Annotated in this window: 13 protein-coding genes and 3 tRNA genes; 4 read left to right on the top strand and 12 right to left on the bottom strand. The window is 49.1% G+C overall.

Annotation, left to right across the window (positions count from 1 at the left end; all coding sequences use genetic code 11):
• Positions 1–30 precede the first annotated feature (30 nt).
• Together rnhA and IKW96_RS05310 are read left to right on the top strand one after the other, a co-directional pair.
• Positions 31–471, top strand: coding sequence for a ribonuclease HI (gene rnhA, locus IKW96_RS05315; RefSeq protein WP_296571342.1), 441 nt, complete (start codon positions 31–33; stop codon positions 469–471).
• A gap of 27 nt (positions 472–498) precedes the next feature.
• Complete coding sequence (locus tag IKW96_RS05310) at positions 499–909, top strand: EF-Tu/IF-2/RF-3 family GTPase (protein ID WP_296571292.1); 411 nt, start codon at positions 499–501, stop codon at positions 907–909.
• Between the two features lie 90 nt (positions 910–999).
• Here IKW96_RS05310 and IKW96_RS05305 read toward each other — a convergent pair whose 3' ends face one another.
• The 12 genes from IKW96_RS05305 to IKW96_RS05250 all read right to left on the bottom strand — a co-directional run bounded on the left by IKW96_RS05305 (position 1000) and on the right by IKW96_RS05250 (position 9169).
• Positions 1000–1680, bottom strand: coding sequence for a hypothetical protein (locus IKW96_RS05305; protein ID WP_296571288.1), 681 nt, complete (start codon positions 1678–1680; stop codon positions 1000–1002).
• A 15-nt stretch (positions 1681–1695) separates the two neighbouring features.
• A complete protein-coding gene (locus IKW96_RS05300) occupies positions 1696–2475 on the bottom strand; it encodes a hypothetical protein (protein WP_296571285.1) in 780 nt (259 codons plus the stop codon).
• A gap of 19 nt (positions 2476–2494) precedes the next feature.
• A complete protein-coding gene (locus tag IKW96_RS05295; protein WP_296571281.1) occupies positions 2495–3187 on the bottom strand; it encodes a leucine-rich repeat domain-containing protein in 693 nt (230 codons plus the stop codon).
• Between the two features lie 56 nt (positions 3188–3243).
• On the bottom strand, positions 3244–5067 hold the full coding sequence (gene typA / locus IKW96_RS05290) for a translational GTPase TypA (protein WP_296571279.1): 1824 nt from the start codon (positions 5065–5067) through the stop codon (positions 3244–3246).
• Positions 5068–5121: 54 nt separating this feature from the next.
• Entirely contained in the window at positions 5122–5646 is a 525-nt protein-coding gene (locus IKW96_RS05285; protein ID WP_296571277.1) for a hypothetical protein, read from the bottom strand.
• Complete coding sequence (locus IKW96_RS05280; RefSeq protein WP_296571275.1) at positions 5643–6185, bottom strand: hypothetical protein; 543 nt, start codon at positions 6183–6185, stop codon at positions 5643–5645. Before IKW96_RS05280 ends, IKW96_RS05285 begins: the two co-directional genes overlap by 4 nt.
• A 160-nt stretch (positions 6186–6345) precedes the next feature.
• Positions 6346–6431: transfer RNA gene (locus IKW96_RS05275), tRNA-Tyr, on the bottom strand.
• 36 nt (positions 6432–6467) lie between these two features.
• Positions 6468–6543, bottom strand: a tRNA-Thr gene (locus IKW96_RS05270).
• A gap of 71 nt (positions 6544–6614) precedes the next feature.
• Positions 6615–6691 (bottom strand) — tRNA-Pro (locus tag IKW96_RS05265).
• A 200-nt stretch (positions 6692–6891) separates the two neighbouring features.
• On the bottom strand, positions 6892–7140 hold the full coding sequence (locus tag IKW96_RS05260) for a YtxH domain-containing protein (protein ID WP_296571271.1): 249 nt from the start codon (positions 7138–7140) through the stop codon (positions 6892–6894).
• Between the two features lie 107 nt (positions 7141–7247).
• Positions 7248–7973 carry a 16S rRNA (uracil(1498)-N(3))-methyltransferase gene (locus IKW96_RS05255; RefSeq protein ID WP_296571267.1) on the bottom strand — a complete coding sequence of 242 codons (726 nt, stop codon included), beginning with the start codon at positions 7971–7973 and terminating at the stop codon, positions 7248–7250.
• 62 nt (positions 7974–8035) lie between these two features.
• Positions 8036–9169 carry a D-alanyl-D-alanine carboxypeptidase family protein gene (locus tag IKW96_RS05250; RefSeq protein WP_296571264.1) on the bottom strand — a complete coding sequence of 378 codons (1134 nt, stop codon included), beginning with the start codon at positions 9167–9169 and terminating at the stop codon, positions 8036–8038.
• A gap of 330 nt (positions 9170–9499) precedes the next feature.
• On the opposite strand from IKW96_RS05250, the gene IKW96_RS05245 reads away from it, so the two are divergent.
• Both IKW96_RS05245 and IKW96_RS05240 read left to right on the top strand, forming a co-directional pair.
• Positions 9500–10861 carry an extracellular solute-binding protein gene (locus IKW96_RS05245; RefSeq protein WP_296571261.1) on the top strand — a complete coding sequence of 454 codons (1362 nt, stop codon included), beginning with the start codon at positions 9500–9502 and terminating at the stop codon, positions 10859–10861.
• 660 nt (positions 10862–11521) lie between these two features.
• Positions 11522–12508, top strand: a 987-nt coding sequence (locus IKW96_RS05240; RefSeq protein WP_296571256.1) for a glycoside hydrolase family 9 protein, incomplete at its 3' end; no start/stop codon positions are given.

Raw genomic sequence — 12508 nt, 5'->3', positions numbered from 1 at the left:
AGTTAACGGCTAAACACAGAGGTGATACCTATCAAAACAGTTGAGATATTTACGGACGGCGCCTGCAGCGGCAACCCGGGACCGGGAGGCTATGGAGTAGTTCTCCGCTTCGGCACCGTGGAAAAGGAGCTCTCGGGCGGCGACAGCGCCACCACCAATAACCGGATGGAGCTCCTCGGCGTAATAACGGGACTCTCTGCGCTGAAAGAGCCGTGTAGGGTGATACTGACAACTGACAGCAAGTACGTCGTGGACAGCGTAACAAAGGGCTGGGTCTACGGCTGGAAGAAAAAGGGCTGGATAAAGTCCGACAAGAAGCCTGCCCTCAACGTCGACCTGTGGGAACAGCTCCTGCCGCTCCTCGAAAAGCACGAAGTGACCTTCAACTGGGTAAAGGGACACGCAGGACACCCCGAAAACGAACGCTGCGACCGACTTGCAGTAGAGCAGAGGGATATCCATTCAAAATAAGTTTATTATCTGAAAGGGGCGGAAACTATGGGATTACTGGACAATATCAAGGATAAGCTCTTCAACCGCGATAATGCGGATACGGGCTTTATGACCGATGACGAAAAGGAGCTCCGCGAGTATGAGGAGTACTATACTCCGCAGTCGGGAGTAGCCGACGGCACCTATGCAGAGTTTGTGGTAAGTGATGTTCTCACCATAAGCGGCAGGGGAACAGTCGTCACGGGCACAGTTACAGGCGGAGTTTTCCATGTGGGGGACGAAGTTGTCATTGTCCGCGGCAGTTCCGAGATACCGTCTGTGATAACGTGCATCGAGCAGTTCCGCAAGACCTGCGAAAGTGTATCCGAGGGAGCGAATGCAGGCTTTTTTCTGAAAGGTATCGACCGCAAGCAGGTAAGCAGGAACGATATCATCAAAAAACAGAACAATTCATAATATAAGCAAAAAGGGCTGATAAACATTAAGTCCCACAATATATTTACGCATTAAAAAAGACCGCTTTAAGCGGTCTTTTTACGTTTTATGTCAGAATAAGATATACGGCTCTCCGTCAACGGTATAAACGCAGAGGGTGATATAGTCGCCGAGCCTTTCCTTGAGGGAGTACGAGCCCCCGTCCTCGGGCTTGGCTTTATAGGTGCAGTTTATCATGAACGCCTTTACTCCCGTTATCTTTGCGTCGGGCAAAGCGCTCCTTACTGTGGAATTATACCCTTTGAGAATATCCTCGTCCGTTACCATGTCGTCAACAAGCACGAAATCAAAGCTGTAATCCGTTTCTGTAAACTGCTTTATCAGGTCGTACTCTATGTCAACATAGGACTGTGCGCTGTCAGTACCTGTTTTTTCAAGTATAGTCTTGAGATAATCAGGGTGCAGGGCTTTTTCGAGGTATTCAGGCTTTTTTTCGGAAATAGCGTAGAAATAGTCCGCAAGCTTTGCAGCTTCCTCATCAGATAAGTATCTCGGGTCGCGGTCAACGCCGATAGGAGTATCGTACTCCTCGGGAAGCAGCTTGCTGAACTGTCCGCCGTAGGGCGTTTCATCGAGCTTGATGTTTACATCTTCCGGGATCTCCTCAACAAGATTGTGATCGTGATGGTCATGCTCGTCCGCTTCTTCCTTGTCACTGCACGAGACCGCCGCGGAAGCCGTCATTACAACAGCTGCCAGAAAAACCGCAGTCCTTGCGATAAACTTTTTCATTTTCACATTCCTCCATTAGCCGAATGTGTAATATTTACCTTCCTTAACAGCAAAAACAATCTTGCAGTCGTGGAGGATAACGATCTCCTGACCCTGAGAGGTCTCGCCCATTACATAGAAAATAGCAGGGATAAGGTTTTCGCTCTGCTCTCTTGCAACGCTGTAGTAGTCCTTTTCAAAATAGCCGTTGAGCATATCGAAATAAGACTGTGCATCGTCCTGACCGTCCTCACGGGGTACAGGCTTTTCAAGCTTGATACGTGTTACCTTGAAGTCGCCCTGTGTTATATCGGCAACTCTTGTACACTGATTAACGAATGAATCCTTGAGAGTATGGCCCTCCTTGGCTGTGAGAGTAGCCTCCATTTCTGTCACGTACTCAGGGAAAAGAGTCTTGTAGTATGTGCTGTAATCTCCGTTCTGAAGAGACTCGAAGTACTTCTCGAATGTGAGAACGAGCTCCTGCGGAAACTCAGCTTCGTCGTAGTAAAGCTTTACGCCGCTGCTGCTTACGCGGTAGTCGCCGAGTTTGTAATCAGCTGCGCCCTCCTCGGGAGATACGAGTTCTCCGTTGACGGAGCCGAGGTCAAGATCGCCCTCGCTTACCTCTGCTGCATTAACCTGTTCAGCAAGCTTGCTTGCATAATCTGCGCTGTTGTAACCCTCTGCCTGATTGCTTGCAGGAGTCTCGGCATAAAGAGGCATACTGCTCTTTTTCTTGTCCCCGCATCCTGTAAGGCATGATGTAACTGCGGCCGCTGCGAGCAGTGCTGCTAAAATTCTTGTGTTTTTCATAATCGTTCCCTCTCTTAAATCAATTTACTGAATACTTGCCCATTGCGCCAGCCCACTCGGCAGCTGCCGAGCCCTCGGGCGCATAGACTGTCAGATCAGGTATATCCTCTATTCCCCATTGATCATATCCGAGCTCCATGCTCTGTATGACCAGCGATCTCATGCTTCCGCAGCTTGCGAAAGCGCCTCTTTTTATCTCTTTTACTCCCGACGGCACCGTGAGCTCAGTAAGAGCCGAGCAGCCTGCAAAGGCACCCATCTCCACAGTCGTCAGTGCTGACGGAAGGTTTATACTTACAAGTGAAGCGCAGTCTATGAAAGCTCCCTCGCCTATGACCTTTATGCTCTCAGGTAGAGTCACAGAAGTCACGGGCTGCGCCTCAAAGGCGTAAAAGCCGATCTCTTCAACGGGTGCGCCGTCTATTTCATCGGGTACCGTTACCTCGGTCTGTCCGCCTTTATATTTTGTGATGATAGCGCCGCCCCCGAATATCTCATACTCATAGGCGTCGTTGGAAACGATCTTTCGTTCCCTGACAGTTGTTTCCTGTTCATCACCGCTGTTTCCGGATACAGCTGCTTCTTCTGCCGCTGTTGTCTGCTGCTGAGTTGTGACCTTTGCAGTATTTTCAGAGCTGCCGGTTTTTTCTCCGCAGCCTGAAAGAGTCGCAAGAAGCGTCAGCAGCACCGAAATGCTGATAAGCTTTTTCATATCATATCTCCTGAACCTGCAAACTGTATGGTTTATATGTGTTGATTTGATGAAAATCAAGCTTTTTTTCCTCTTTCCTTTGCTCTCTGGGTATTGCTGAGAACTCTTTTCCTTATACGGAGCGACTCGGGAGTTACCTCCAGGAGCTCGTCGTCGGCAAGGAATTCCAGGCAGTCCTCAAGGCTGAGAACTCTCGGAGGAACAAGGCGGAGTGCGTCGTCGCTGCCGCTTGCACGGGTATTAGTCAGGTGCTTTTTCTTACATACGTTTACTACAAGGTCCTCGGTCTTCGGTGAAGCTCCGACTACCATGCCCTCGTATACGGGAGTACCCGAGGTGATGAAGAGCTGTCCGCGCTCCTGAGCGTTGTAAAGTCCGTATGTTACAGCCTCGCCTGTCTCAAATGAGATGAGAGAGCCGGTGTTTCTGCGCTCGATATCGCCCTTGTAAGGCTGATAGCCGTCGAATACGTGGCTCATGATGCCTTCGCCCTTGGTATCTGTGAGGAACTCGCTCTTATAGCCGAAAAGTCCTCTTGCAGGGATAAGGAACTCTATACGCATACGTGTTCCCTGCGGGTGCATATCCACCATGTCGCCCTTACGGGTTCCTATCTTCTCCATTACGGAGCCGACGCAGTCCTCGGGAACGTCGATGACAAGTCTCTCGATAGGCTCGAGCTTTCTGCCGTTCTCGTCTGTCTTGTAGAGTACTCTCGGAGTGGAAACGCCCAGCTCGTAGCCCTCGCGGCGCATATTTTCGATAAGGATGGAAAGGTGCATCTCTCCTCGTCCTGCAACGCGGAAAGCGTCTGTGCTGTCTGTTTCCTCAACGCGGAGCGAAACGTCCTTGAGGAGCTCCTTGAAAAGTCTCTCGCGGAGCTGACGGGAAGTAACGAACTTGCCCTCGCGTCCTGCAAAGGGGCTGTCGTTTACCGAGAATGTCATTTCCACTGTCGGCTCGCTTATCTTTACGAAGGGGAGCGGATCGGGAGCTTCGGGAGCACATATCGTATCGCCGATAGTGATGTTCTCAATACCCGAAATCCATACGATATCGCCCATCTGAGCCTCCTGTACGGGAACGCGGTTGAGTCCCTGTATCTGGAGAAGCGAAACTATCTTTGCGTTGTAGTTCTTCTTGGAACCTGTATAGTCACAGACAGTTACCTGCTGGTTGACTGCTATCTTGCCTCTTACGATACGTCCGATACCGATACGTCCGACATACTCGTTGTAGTCGATAGAGGATATGAGCATCTGGAGAGGATCGTTCTCCTCGCCCTTAGGAGGTTCGATGTAGTTGATGATAGTGTCGAAAAGCGGCTTCAGGTCCGTACCTGCCTCATACTGGCTGAGTGAAGCTGTACCGCTTCTGCCCGAGCAGAAGAGGAGGGGGCTTTCAAGCTGTGCCTCGTTGGCGTCAAGGTCGAGGAGGAGCTCCAGCACCTCGTCGCCGATCTCGTCAAGACGGGCGTCGGGACGGTCTATCTTGTTTACTACTACTATTATCTTGTGACCCATTTCAAGAGCCTTTGAAAGTACGAAACGTGTCTGGGGCATAGGACCCTCTGCTGCGTCAACAAGCAGGAGAACTCCGTCTACCATTTCGAGTACACGCTCTACCTCGCCGCCGAAATCGGCATGGCCCGGGGTGTCGATGATGTTTATCTTAGTGCCGTTGTACATGACTGAGGTATTCTTCGCAAGGATCGTGATACCTCTTTCCCTCTCGATGTCGTTTGAGTCCATTACACGCTCGGCAACTGCCTGATTCTCACGGAAAACGCCGCCCTGCTTGAGCATCTCGTCAACGAGAGTGGTCTTGCCGTGGTCAACGTGCGCGATAATGGCAATGTTTCTTAAATCTTCTCTTATCATATTTTCTTTCCTCCATAAAGATTTGTCTCTATGTGAACGGCTTTGAGCCGCTTTTTACCTTACCTTGTACTTCTTTCCTATCTTTTCGCGGAGCAGAGCCGACAGCTCCTGAGGAGTGCCGTTTGCGAAGCTGTTCTCATGGAAGGCAATGCCATTTCCGGAGCCCGTTATCACAACGAACCAGCATTCATTGTACACTACCTTTTTAACTGTGGAATACTTCAGCTTAATATGCTCGTTTATGCCTGTACACTCATTATGTATTGTGAAATGATCATCGCCGAAAGTGTACTCGCTCCTGAGATCGGGAACGCTTTTCTGAACAGCGGCATACCTTTTTGAAGGGAGGCGGACCGTTCTTACAATTACAATGATATCGGCACAGGCTGTCACAACTGCAAGAACAACGAGCAGTATACTGCCGTTGCATTTTTTTAACGAAATGACAGTGGATATGAGCGTGACTGCCATAATGAGAAGAAATACCGCAAGTGCGGCGATGGTACGCGCAGGTGAAGCCTGCACCTTCCACAGCCTTGCAAGGCTTTCACGGGACGGCTTGGTCCTAACAGCGATCATATCCAGCCCTCCTTTGTCGTGTATCTCTTGCCGAGAGTGGCTGTCAGGAAGTTCCTGAGTTCCTCGGCGGTACCCTCTGTGATATCGGTATCCGAGAGCATGATACTTCCGGCCTCGGCGATATTTATCTTGAAATACCCCATGGTCTCACGGGCAGAGACTATGCGCGAACAGCTGTATACAGCGTTTTTGCGGAAATTTTCCGCCTCTGATACGAGCTCGATATTCTCGCCGCCAACAGTGACTTCATATCTAAGACCGGGGTAGTACGCAGAATGCTTCCTGAACGATCTTACGGGATTCATCATCAGCAGCTTTATCGTGCTTCCCACGAATATACCGAGGAATACTGACAGCAGGAGTATCAGGTCAACGGTGATCCTGTGCCTTGACCATGCGGTTATGACTATTACAAAAGAAAGGAGTATGAAATTCACACCGCCCACCACAGCGAGAGCGCGGTATGCCCTGTAGGGTATCGACGATCTTATTGCTGCCGAATGGACTTTAATGTCGTATTTAACATTGGCTTTTACCATTTTATCCACCTACATTCTTTATACATTTCTGAACATTAAAGCTGAATTTCAGTGCAAATCCTCTTTTTTTCCGGACATAAAAAAGCCCTTGCAGAGGAAATGCAAGGTTAAAAGTTGCAGTGTCAAACAAAAACAGCCCCGAAAATTTTCGGGGCGTTTCTGGTGGGAGAGGATGGATTCGGACCATCGAAGCTGAAAAGCAACAGATTTACAGTCTGCCCCCTTTGGCCACTCGGGAACTCTCCCATAGGATTGAAAATACTTTGCCGCAAGGCAAAATAATGGAGCTGGTGGACGGACTCGAACCCCCGACCTGCTGATTACAAATCAGCTGCTCTACCAACTGAGCTACACCAGCGCTAATGCTTAATTATTATATCACACTTGCCTTTGTTTGTCAAGTACTTTTTTTGGATTTTTTGAAAAAACTGGTCGAGGCGACAGGACTCGAACCTGCGGCATCTTGCTCCCAAAGCAAGCACTCTACCAAACTGAGTTACGCCTCGGATCTTTCTTCATTCACCAATCCTTGACGGACAGCTTTTATATTATATCAGAACGATATGCGATTGTCAAGCCATGATAATACGATTTGTAACTTCACACAATAATAAACGTTGGTTTCAGCGTTTTTTTGCCGCGGAAATAAAAAGAAACAGGTCGGAATGTAAAATAAAAGGGAGCTTTTTCAGCTCCCTTGCAATTATCAGTCCTCAGCGTCCTCAGAATCAGCCTTCTCAGCGTCCTCTGCTTCTTCCTCAGCCTTGTTTTCATCAGCGTTCTCATCGCTTATTTCAAAATCAACGCTCTCGTCTGCGTCAAAGTTATCAAAATCATCGTAATCATCATCGTCATAATCTGAATCTGAACCCTTATCCTTGAGAGCCTGTACAGCGACATATCCAACGGCTGCTGCTGCGCCTGCAGCTAAAATTGCAACTAAAAACTTATTCATATCAATTTCCTCTTTTCTCCGCAAGAATTAGTATTACCGATCCGCTTGCGATCGGATTGCGATAATCTATAAATATTATACCATACCTTTTCTGAAATTTCAACTGCTTACATATTATTTGTTAAAAACATCAAAATTGACAGGGCGGTTATTGGTGCAGTTTCACAACGCAGTATCCTCCTGCCCAGCCACACCTGTTTTGCGCCTATTTTTACGGCAGCTTCCGCCTCTTCACGGTCAAATCCGCCCTCGCTCCCGATGAACAACCCTATGCTCTTAACGCCCTCAAGATCCACTTTTCCGAAGGAGCAGCCGCCCTCTTCCTCATAGAGAAGTATCGTCCTGTCAAGCTTTTCCATCATGGAGAGAGCTTCTTTCAGGCTGACCACAGGTGTTACCTCGGGTATCACGCCCCTTCCCGACTGTTTTGCGGCTTCTTCGGCTATTTTGTTGAGCCTCGGGAGCTTTTTCTTCTCAAATTCCTTCTCGTCGGGGCGGGAAACGCAGCGCCTTGTGAGCACGGGAACTATCCGTGATACGCCCAGTTCAACGCTTTTCTGTATGATGTATTCCAGCTTGTCGAGCTTGGGGACCGCCTGAAACAGCGTAACTTCCACATTCGGCTCGGCAGCGCACCTGTGCTTTTCCACAAGGTCGAGGTACACCGTATCGGGAGTGATACTGCCGATAGTGCAGCAGTAGTCGATACCGTTGCAGCAGACCGTGACCGCTTCACCAGTTCTCATGCGCAGGGAGCGTCCGATGTGGTTTGCGTCGCTGCCCGTGAGGACAATATTGTTTTCGTCTATCTCGTTTGTAAAAAATCGTGGCATAAAGCACCGCCTGTTCCTTATTTTATATTAAAATCCCCTGTCCGCTGACAGGGGGGCTTTCGTCAGCCAACGTTGAGGTACTCCTCAAGGCACTGACCGTTCTTGTATATCTTATCCGCTACCTTAGAGCCCACATATCTTATATGCCACGGCTCGTACTGATAGCCCGTGATCGCTTCTTTTCCCTGCGGATAGCGGATTATGAAGCCGTATTCGTGAGCGTGCTCCGCAAGCCATGCAGCTTCGGGAGTATATCCGAAAGCGTCGTTTATAGTGTTAACGTCTATGCAAAGTCCCGACTGATGCTCGGAATAGCCCGGCCTTGCAGAATATGTATCGACTATTTTCTTTGCCTCAGACTCGCTGTTGCCTTTCTTTTTTTCATCTTCAATGTAGTTGTTGTATATCGTCTCCTGATCCTTATACGAGCGGTATCCCGAGCTGATATAAATGCTCAGCCCCTCCTTTGCGGCAGCTGTGGACAGCTCATTGAACTTGTCGTAGCATATCTGCTCGAGCTTCGGCTCAAAGGTGGCAGGTACGCCGTATTCCTTGTTCACCAGCAAGATCCCGTCTATATAAGTAAGCCCCTCTGTATCATGTACAGGGGGGGCTGGAGCCTCAGTCCTGCTGGACTGAGGCTTTGTAGTCGTATCATCATCTTCGTCGGAGGCTTCTCCGCGTACAGTTACCTTTATCATTACTTCCTGATTGAGATCGGCAGCAGATTTGAGGATAACGTAGCATACGCCGGGGGCAACTCCTGTTATATGTCCGTAGCTGTCAACGGTAGCTATCTCCTTGTCGCTTGAAGTCCATCTTTCGTCGGCTTCAACGGTACCCTCGGGGTACTCAAGGACTCTCGGCATATCGCTCTCGCCTACCATGATCGAGATAGTCTGTCTGTCGAGCTTGAAATCGCTGTCGTTCTTCGGGACCGTAGCTACAGCTGTAGTAGTCGATGTGGTAACTATAGCCGCATCGGTAACGGTAGTGGTCGTAGTCATTGTCGAAGCTGTCTTGCTGTCTGCAGGCTTTTTCTTATCCTTGCCGTCAGCGCAGGCATTTGCAATAAGAACGATAAGGATCAGCACAAGAAGCGCTATGATAGCAAGCGCTGCAAGGCGCCTGTTTCTGTATGTCCTGCGGGATACTTTTCTGCGGGGACGGTTAGAACTGTATCTGTTATTGTCCATTTTGATAAATCCCTTTCTGTATTTATCGGGCGGAAGGTATATTACTGCCCGTTTTTATTAAAACTTCCCTATTATTATATCACAGCAGTTTTAAAATGTCACGCAATTTTCTATAGTTTCCGCATTTTTTTAACAACCTGACAGATAACGAACCCTGTTTTTGGCATTTTTTACCAAAGGAAGTACCGAAAAACCTGTTTTCATGCAGAAAAAACGCAGTTGCGGGAATATTCACAGGATATGGGCTCCAAACTTGACAGGCAGCCCCTAAACGAGTATAATAATATAGATATGGCTGCGCCTTTGCAGCTTCCGAAAGGGGCTATTTTAATGAATAACAAGTGGAGAGCAGTTTCGGCTCTCATCGCTTCTGCGGCTGTGATGATAAGCACGGCTTCATGTAGCGAAAAGAATAAAAAGACACCGACGGAGACAAAACCCGCCGAAAGCACCACGGAAACTCCCAAGACTACCTCAAAGCCGACGGGCAGCATGGAGATAACATGGCTTGCGGACTATGACCTCAACAGATCCGAGGGCGAACGTCCCACAGCTCTTGCTATTTTCGAGGACGTTTACGGCGGAAAGGTCAACTACGTGCAGACTTCTCCCGAAAACAAGCTCTCAAAGCTGGAGGAAATGCTTGCCGCAGGCGAGGAAGTGGATATGTTCCCCTATGAGGACGGAGTTTTCCCCGAGGGCATTTCACGGAACCTTTTCCAGCCCCTCGACCCCTATTTTGAGGAGCTCGGCATGGAAGAGGACGGTCTGTGGGACGATATGAAGGATATCGCCGAGAAATTCACATACAAGGGTCAGCACTACGTTGTGCCCTACGCTCTTTCCGAGCCCTATCTGCTCACCTACAGCAGAGCGCTTTTTAGCTCGGAGGGACTTGACGACCCCTATACCTTATATAAAGAGGGCAAATGGGACTGGAACGCTTTCACGGGAATGGTAAACAAGTTCACCGAAAGCGAGACAACCGCCCATCATTTCGGCATAAGCGGCTTTTACGGAGAAGCTATCCTCGCTTCGACGGGTCATACCGTCATAAACTTCGACGGAAACAGCTTCACAAACAATATAGGCGACCCGTATATCGAGAGCGCCGAGGCGCTTATGAACGATTTCCGCGTGAGATGGCTGTACAACAGCTACTGGAGCGATATGTACCTCCACGATCAGAACACCCTGTTCTACTGCTCGCGCGACTGGAGCCTGCCTATTTCCGACAAATACAACGCTGACTACGATATTATGGTCGTGCCGTTCCCGAAAACTCCCGGAGCGGACAAGAACTACATCAACTGCAAGGCAAATGCGCGAATGCTGGTGAACAACTCCACAAAGGGAAGCGCTGTAGCGACTTATCTCAAGTGTGAGCGCCTTGCCGTTACAGAGCTGAAGGACTCCGCAAAGGAGAGGGCTCTCAAGGGCATCACCGAGGAACAGTACAACGCTGTACAGGACTATCTCGATCCTGCAAAGGTCGCTCCTGTTTTCGACTTCGGCTACGGAATGAGCCCGAGAATGTACGGAAACGGCTACTACACCTTTGAAACGCGGGGAGTTATGGACAATATCACATCGGTTCTCCTCGAAAGCGGCAACCCCTGCAACAACTGGGGCGATCTCCGCGACAGGCTTTCGCCGATCATCGACGAAGAGCTTGCGAAGTACAGCGGCTGAGAGCAAAGAATTGATAACCGGGAACAGAGATACGGGCGGCTTTGCCGCCCTTTTTGCTGTCTGAGCCGCTGATTGTACGATGTCACAATCAGCATAAGACTTATTTGAAGCATTCTACAAAGTTTTGCTGTTTGTTGAAATTTACACAAAATATTCACAAATTTTCTTGAAAATATGTTATAATATTATTACAGAAGCAAATATGAGAGGGGTGTTTGAAATTGAAGTCTTCAAGCCTTTTTCAATATTGCAATACTGCGGCAGCGAACTGACCGTGCTGCCGATCAGCTTATTTTCGCCCTTACGGGCAGCAGTAAAGCGGAAACAGGCCGAAACTGTCTTATTGCACTGTTGTCAGTACGAAAGCCGGTATCCGCTCCTGCACAAAATTGTTATGATACATATTCCCTTTAATTTTCCGCGTAAAGGTACTCTTTGCGCGGACATTTTTTGTATAGGTAGCTGCACAATAGATTATAGTGATAGTTCACAATGGGGTGAAGCTTTTTTTACACACTATGCTGAAAATGCGGATTTCATGCCGCTTTTCACCAAACTGTAACCTCTCTGTTACTGTTTTGTAACCATTTTTTCGTGCAAAACCTGTATAATGGAAATAAGGCATATTATAGGCAAATAAATTGAAAGAAGAGTGATAACATGATAAAATTTAAAAGGCTGAAATCAGCCCTCGTCAGCAGCGCAGTCGCTGTTTCCGCATTTGTTTCACCTCTTGCAGCGGTGACCCCCTCTCTCTCAGCAAATGCAGCAGACGGCGATAACTACGCTAAACTCCTTCAGTACTCCCTCTATTTCTATGACGCAAATATGTGCGGCGACAATTCCGATTGCGCTCTCTCATGGAGAGGCAACTGCCACACTAACGACGAAGTTCCAGGCGGTTTCCACGATGCCGGCGACCACGCTATGTTCGGTCAGCCACAGGGCTACACAGCAGCTACTCTCGGCTGGGCTTACTACGAATTCGGCGACGCTTTCGATTCAACAGGACAGACCGCTCACCTCAAGGTTATAACAGACAAGTTCGCTAAGTTCTTCCGCGACGCTACAGTTCTCAACGGCGATACAGTACAGAAGGTACTTATCGAAAAAGGCGAAGGAAATGCAGATCACCAGTACTGGGGTCCCCCTGAGACTCAGGGCGACAGAGGCCGTATGCTCTGGTCCACAGGCGGCGCTGCAAACGTAACTGCTGAATACGCAGCAGCTCTTGCAGCAAACTATGTAAACTTCAAGAATCCCGATGACCTCAAGTATGCTAAGGCTCTCTACAACTTCTCAAAGCAGAACCCCGCAACTTACTCATGTGAGTTCTACGGAAGCGGCGAGAGCGGATCAGCTGACGAGCTCGCATGGGCAGCAGGCTGGCTCTACCTGGCAACAAAGGACGAGGGCTACCTCAACGACCTCAAGAACGGCCCTCTCGGCTACTGGGTAATGAACTGGGAGAACGTTGCACTCGGTGCAGGCGTGCTTCTCGGATCAATCACAGGCGACTGGTCACACGCTCCCGAGCTTGGCAATCTCTCAGGCGACGGATATAAGTTCTACGACAAGTGGGGCTCGGCAAGACACAATGCAACAGCTCAGATGTGCTCGCTCGTAGCTGCAAAGCACGGCAAGGGT

This window comes from Ruminococcus sp. (assembly GCF_017549005.1).
In the GTDB taxonomy this organism is placed as follows: Bacteria; Bacillota; Clostridia; order Oscillospirales; family Ruminococcaceae; genus Ruminococcus.
This window is presented reverse-complemented; position numbering and strand designations above follow the sequence as displayed.

What these genes read in the sequence shown, in the direction of transcription:
- IKW96_RS05250 (WP_296571264.1), bottom strand. Translation starts at nt 9,169, where the DNA reads ATGGACAATAACAGATACAGTTCTAACCGTCCCCGCAGAAAAGTATCC.
- typA (WP_296571279.1), bottom strand. Translation starts at nt 5,067, where the DNA reads ATGATAAGAGAAGATTTAAGAAACATTGCCATTATCGCGCACGTTGAC.
- IKW96_RS05300 (WP_296571285.1), bottom strand. Translation starts at nt 2,475, where the DNA reads ATGAAAAACACAAGAATTTTAGCAGCACTGCTCGCAGCGGCCGCAGTT.
- IKW96_RS05255 (WP_296571267.1), bottom strand. Translation starts at nt 7,973, where the DNA reads ATGCCACGATTTTTTACAAACGAGATAGACGAAAACAATATTGTCCTC.
- IKW96_RS05310 (WP_296571292.1), top strand. Translation starts at nt 499, where the DNA reads ATGGGATTACTGGACAATATCAAGGATAAGCTCTTCAACCGCGATAAT.
- IKW96_RS05245 (WP_296571261.1), top strand. Translation starts at nt 9,500, where the DNA reads ATGAATAACAAGTGGAGAGCAGTTTCGGCTCTCATCGCTTCTGCGGCT.
- IKW96_RS05260 (WP_296571271.1), bottom strand. Translation starts at nt 7,140, where the DNA reads ATGAATAAGTTTTTAGTTGCAATTTTAGCTGCAGGCGCAGCAGCAGCC.
- IKW96_RS05295 (WP_296571281.1), bottom strand. Translation starts at nt 3,187, where the DNA reads ATGAAAAAGCTTATCAGCATTTCGGTGCTGCTGACGCTTCTTGCGACT.
- IKW96_RS05305 (WP_296571288.1), bottom strand. Translation starts at nt 1,680, where the DNA reads ATGAAAAAGTTTATCGCAAGGACTGCGGTTTTTCTGGCAGCTGTTGTA.
- IKW96_RS05280 (WP_296571275.1), bottom strand. Translation starts at nt 6,185, where the DNA reads ATGGTAAAAGCCAATGTTAAATACGACATTAAAGTCCATTCGGCAGCA.
- IKW96_RS05285 (WP_296571277.1), bottom strand. Translation starts at nt 5,646, where the DNA reads ATGATCGCTGTTAGGACCAAGCCGTCCCGTGAAAGCCTTGCAAGGCTG.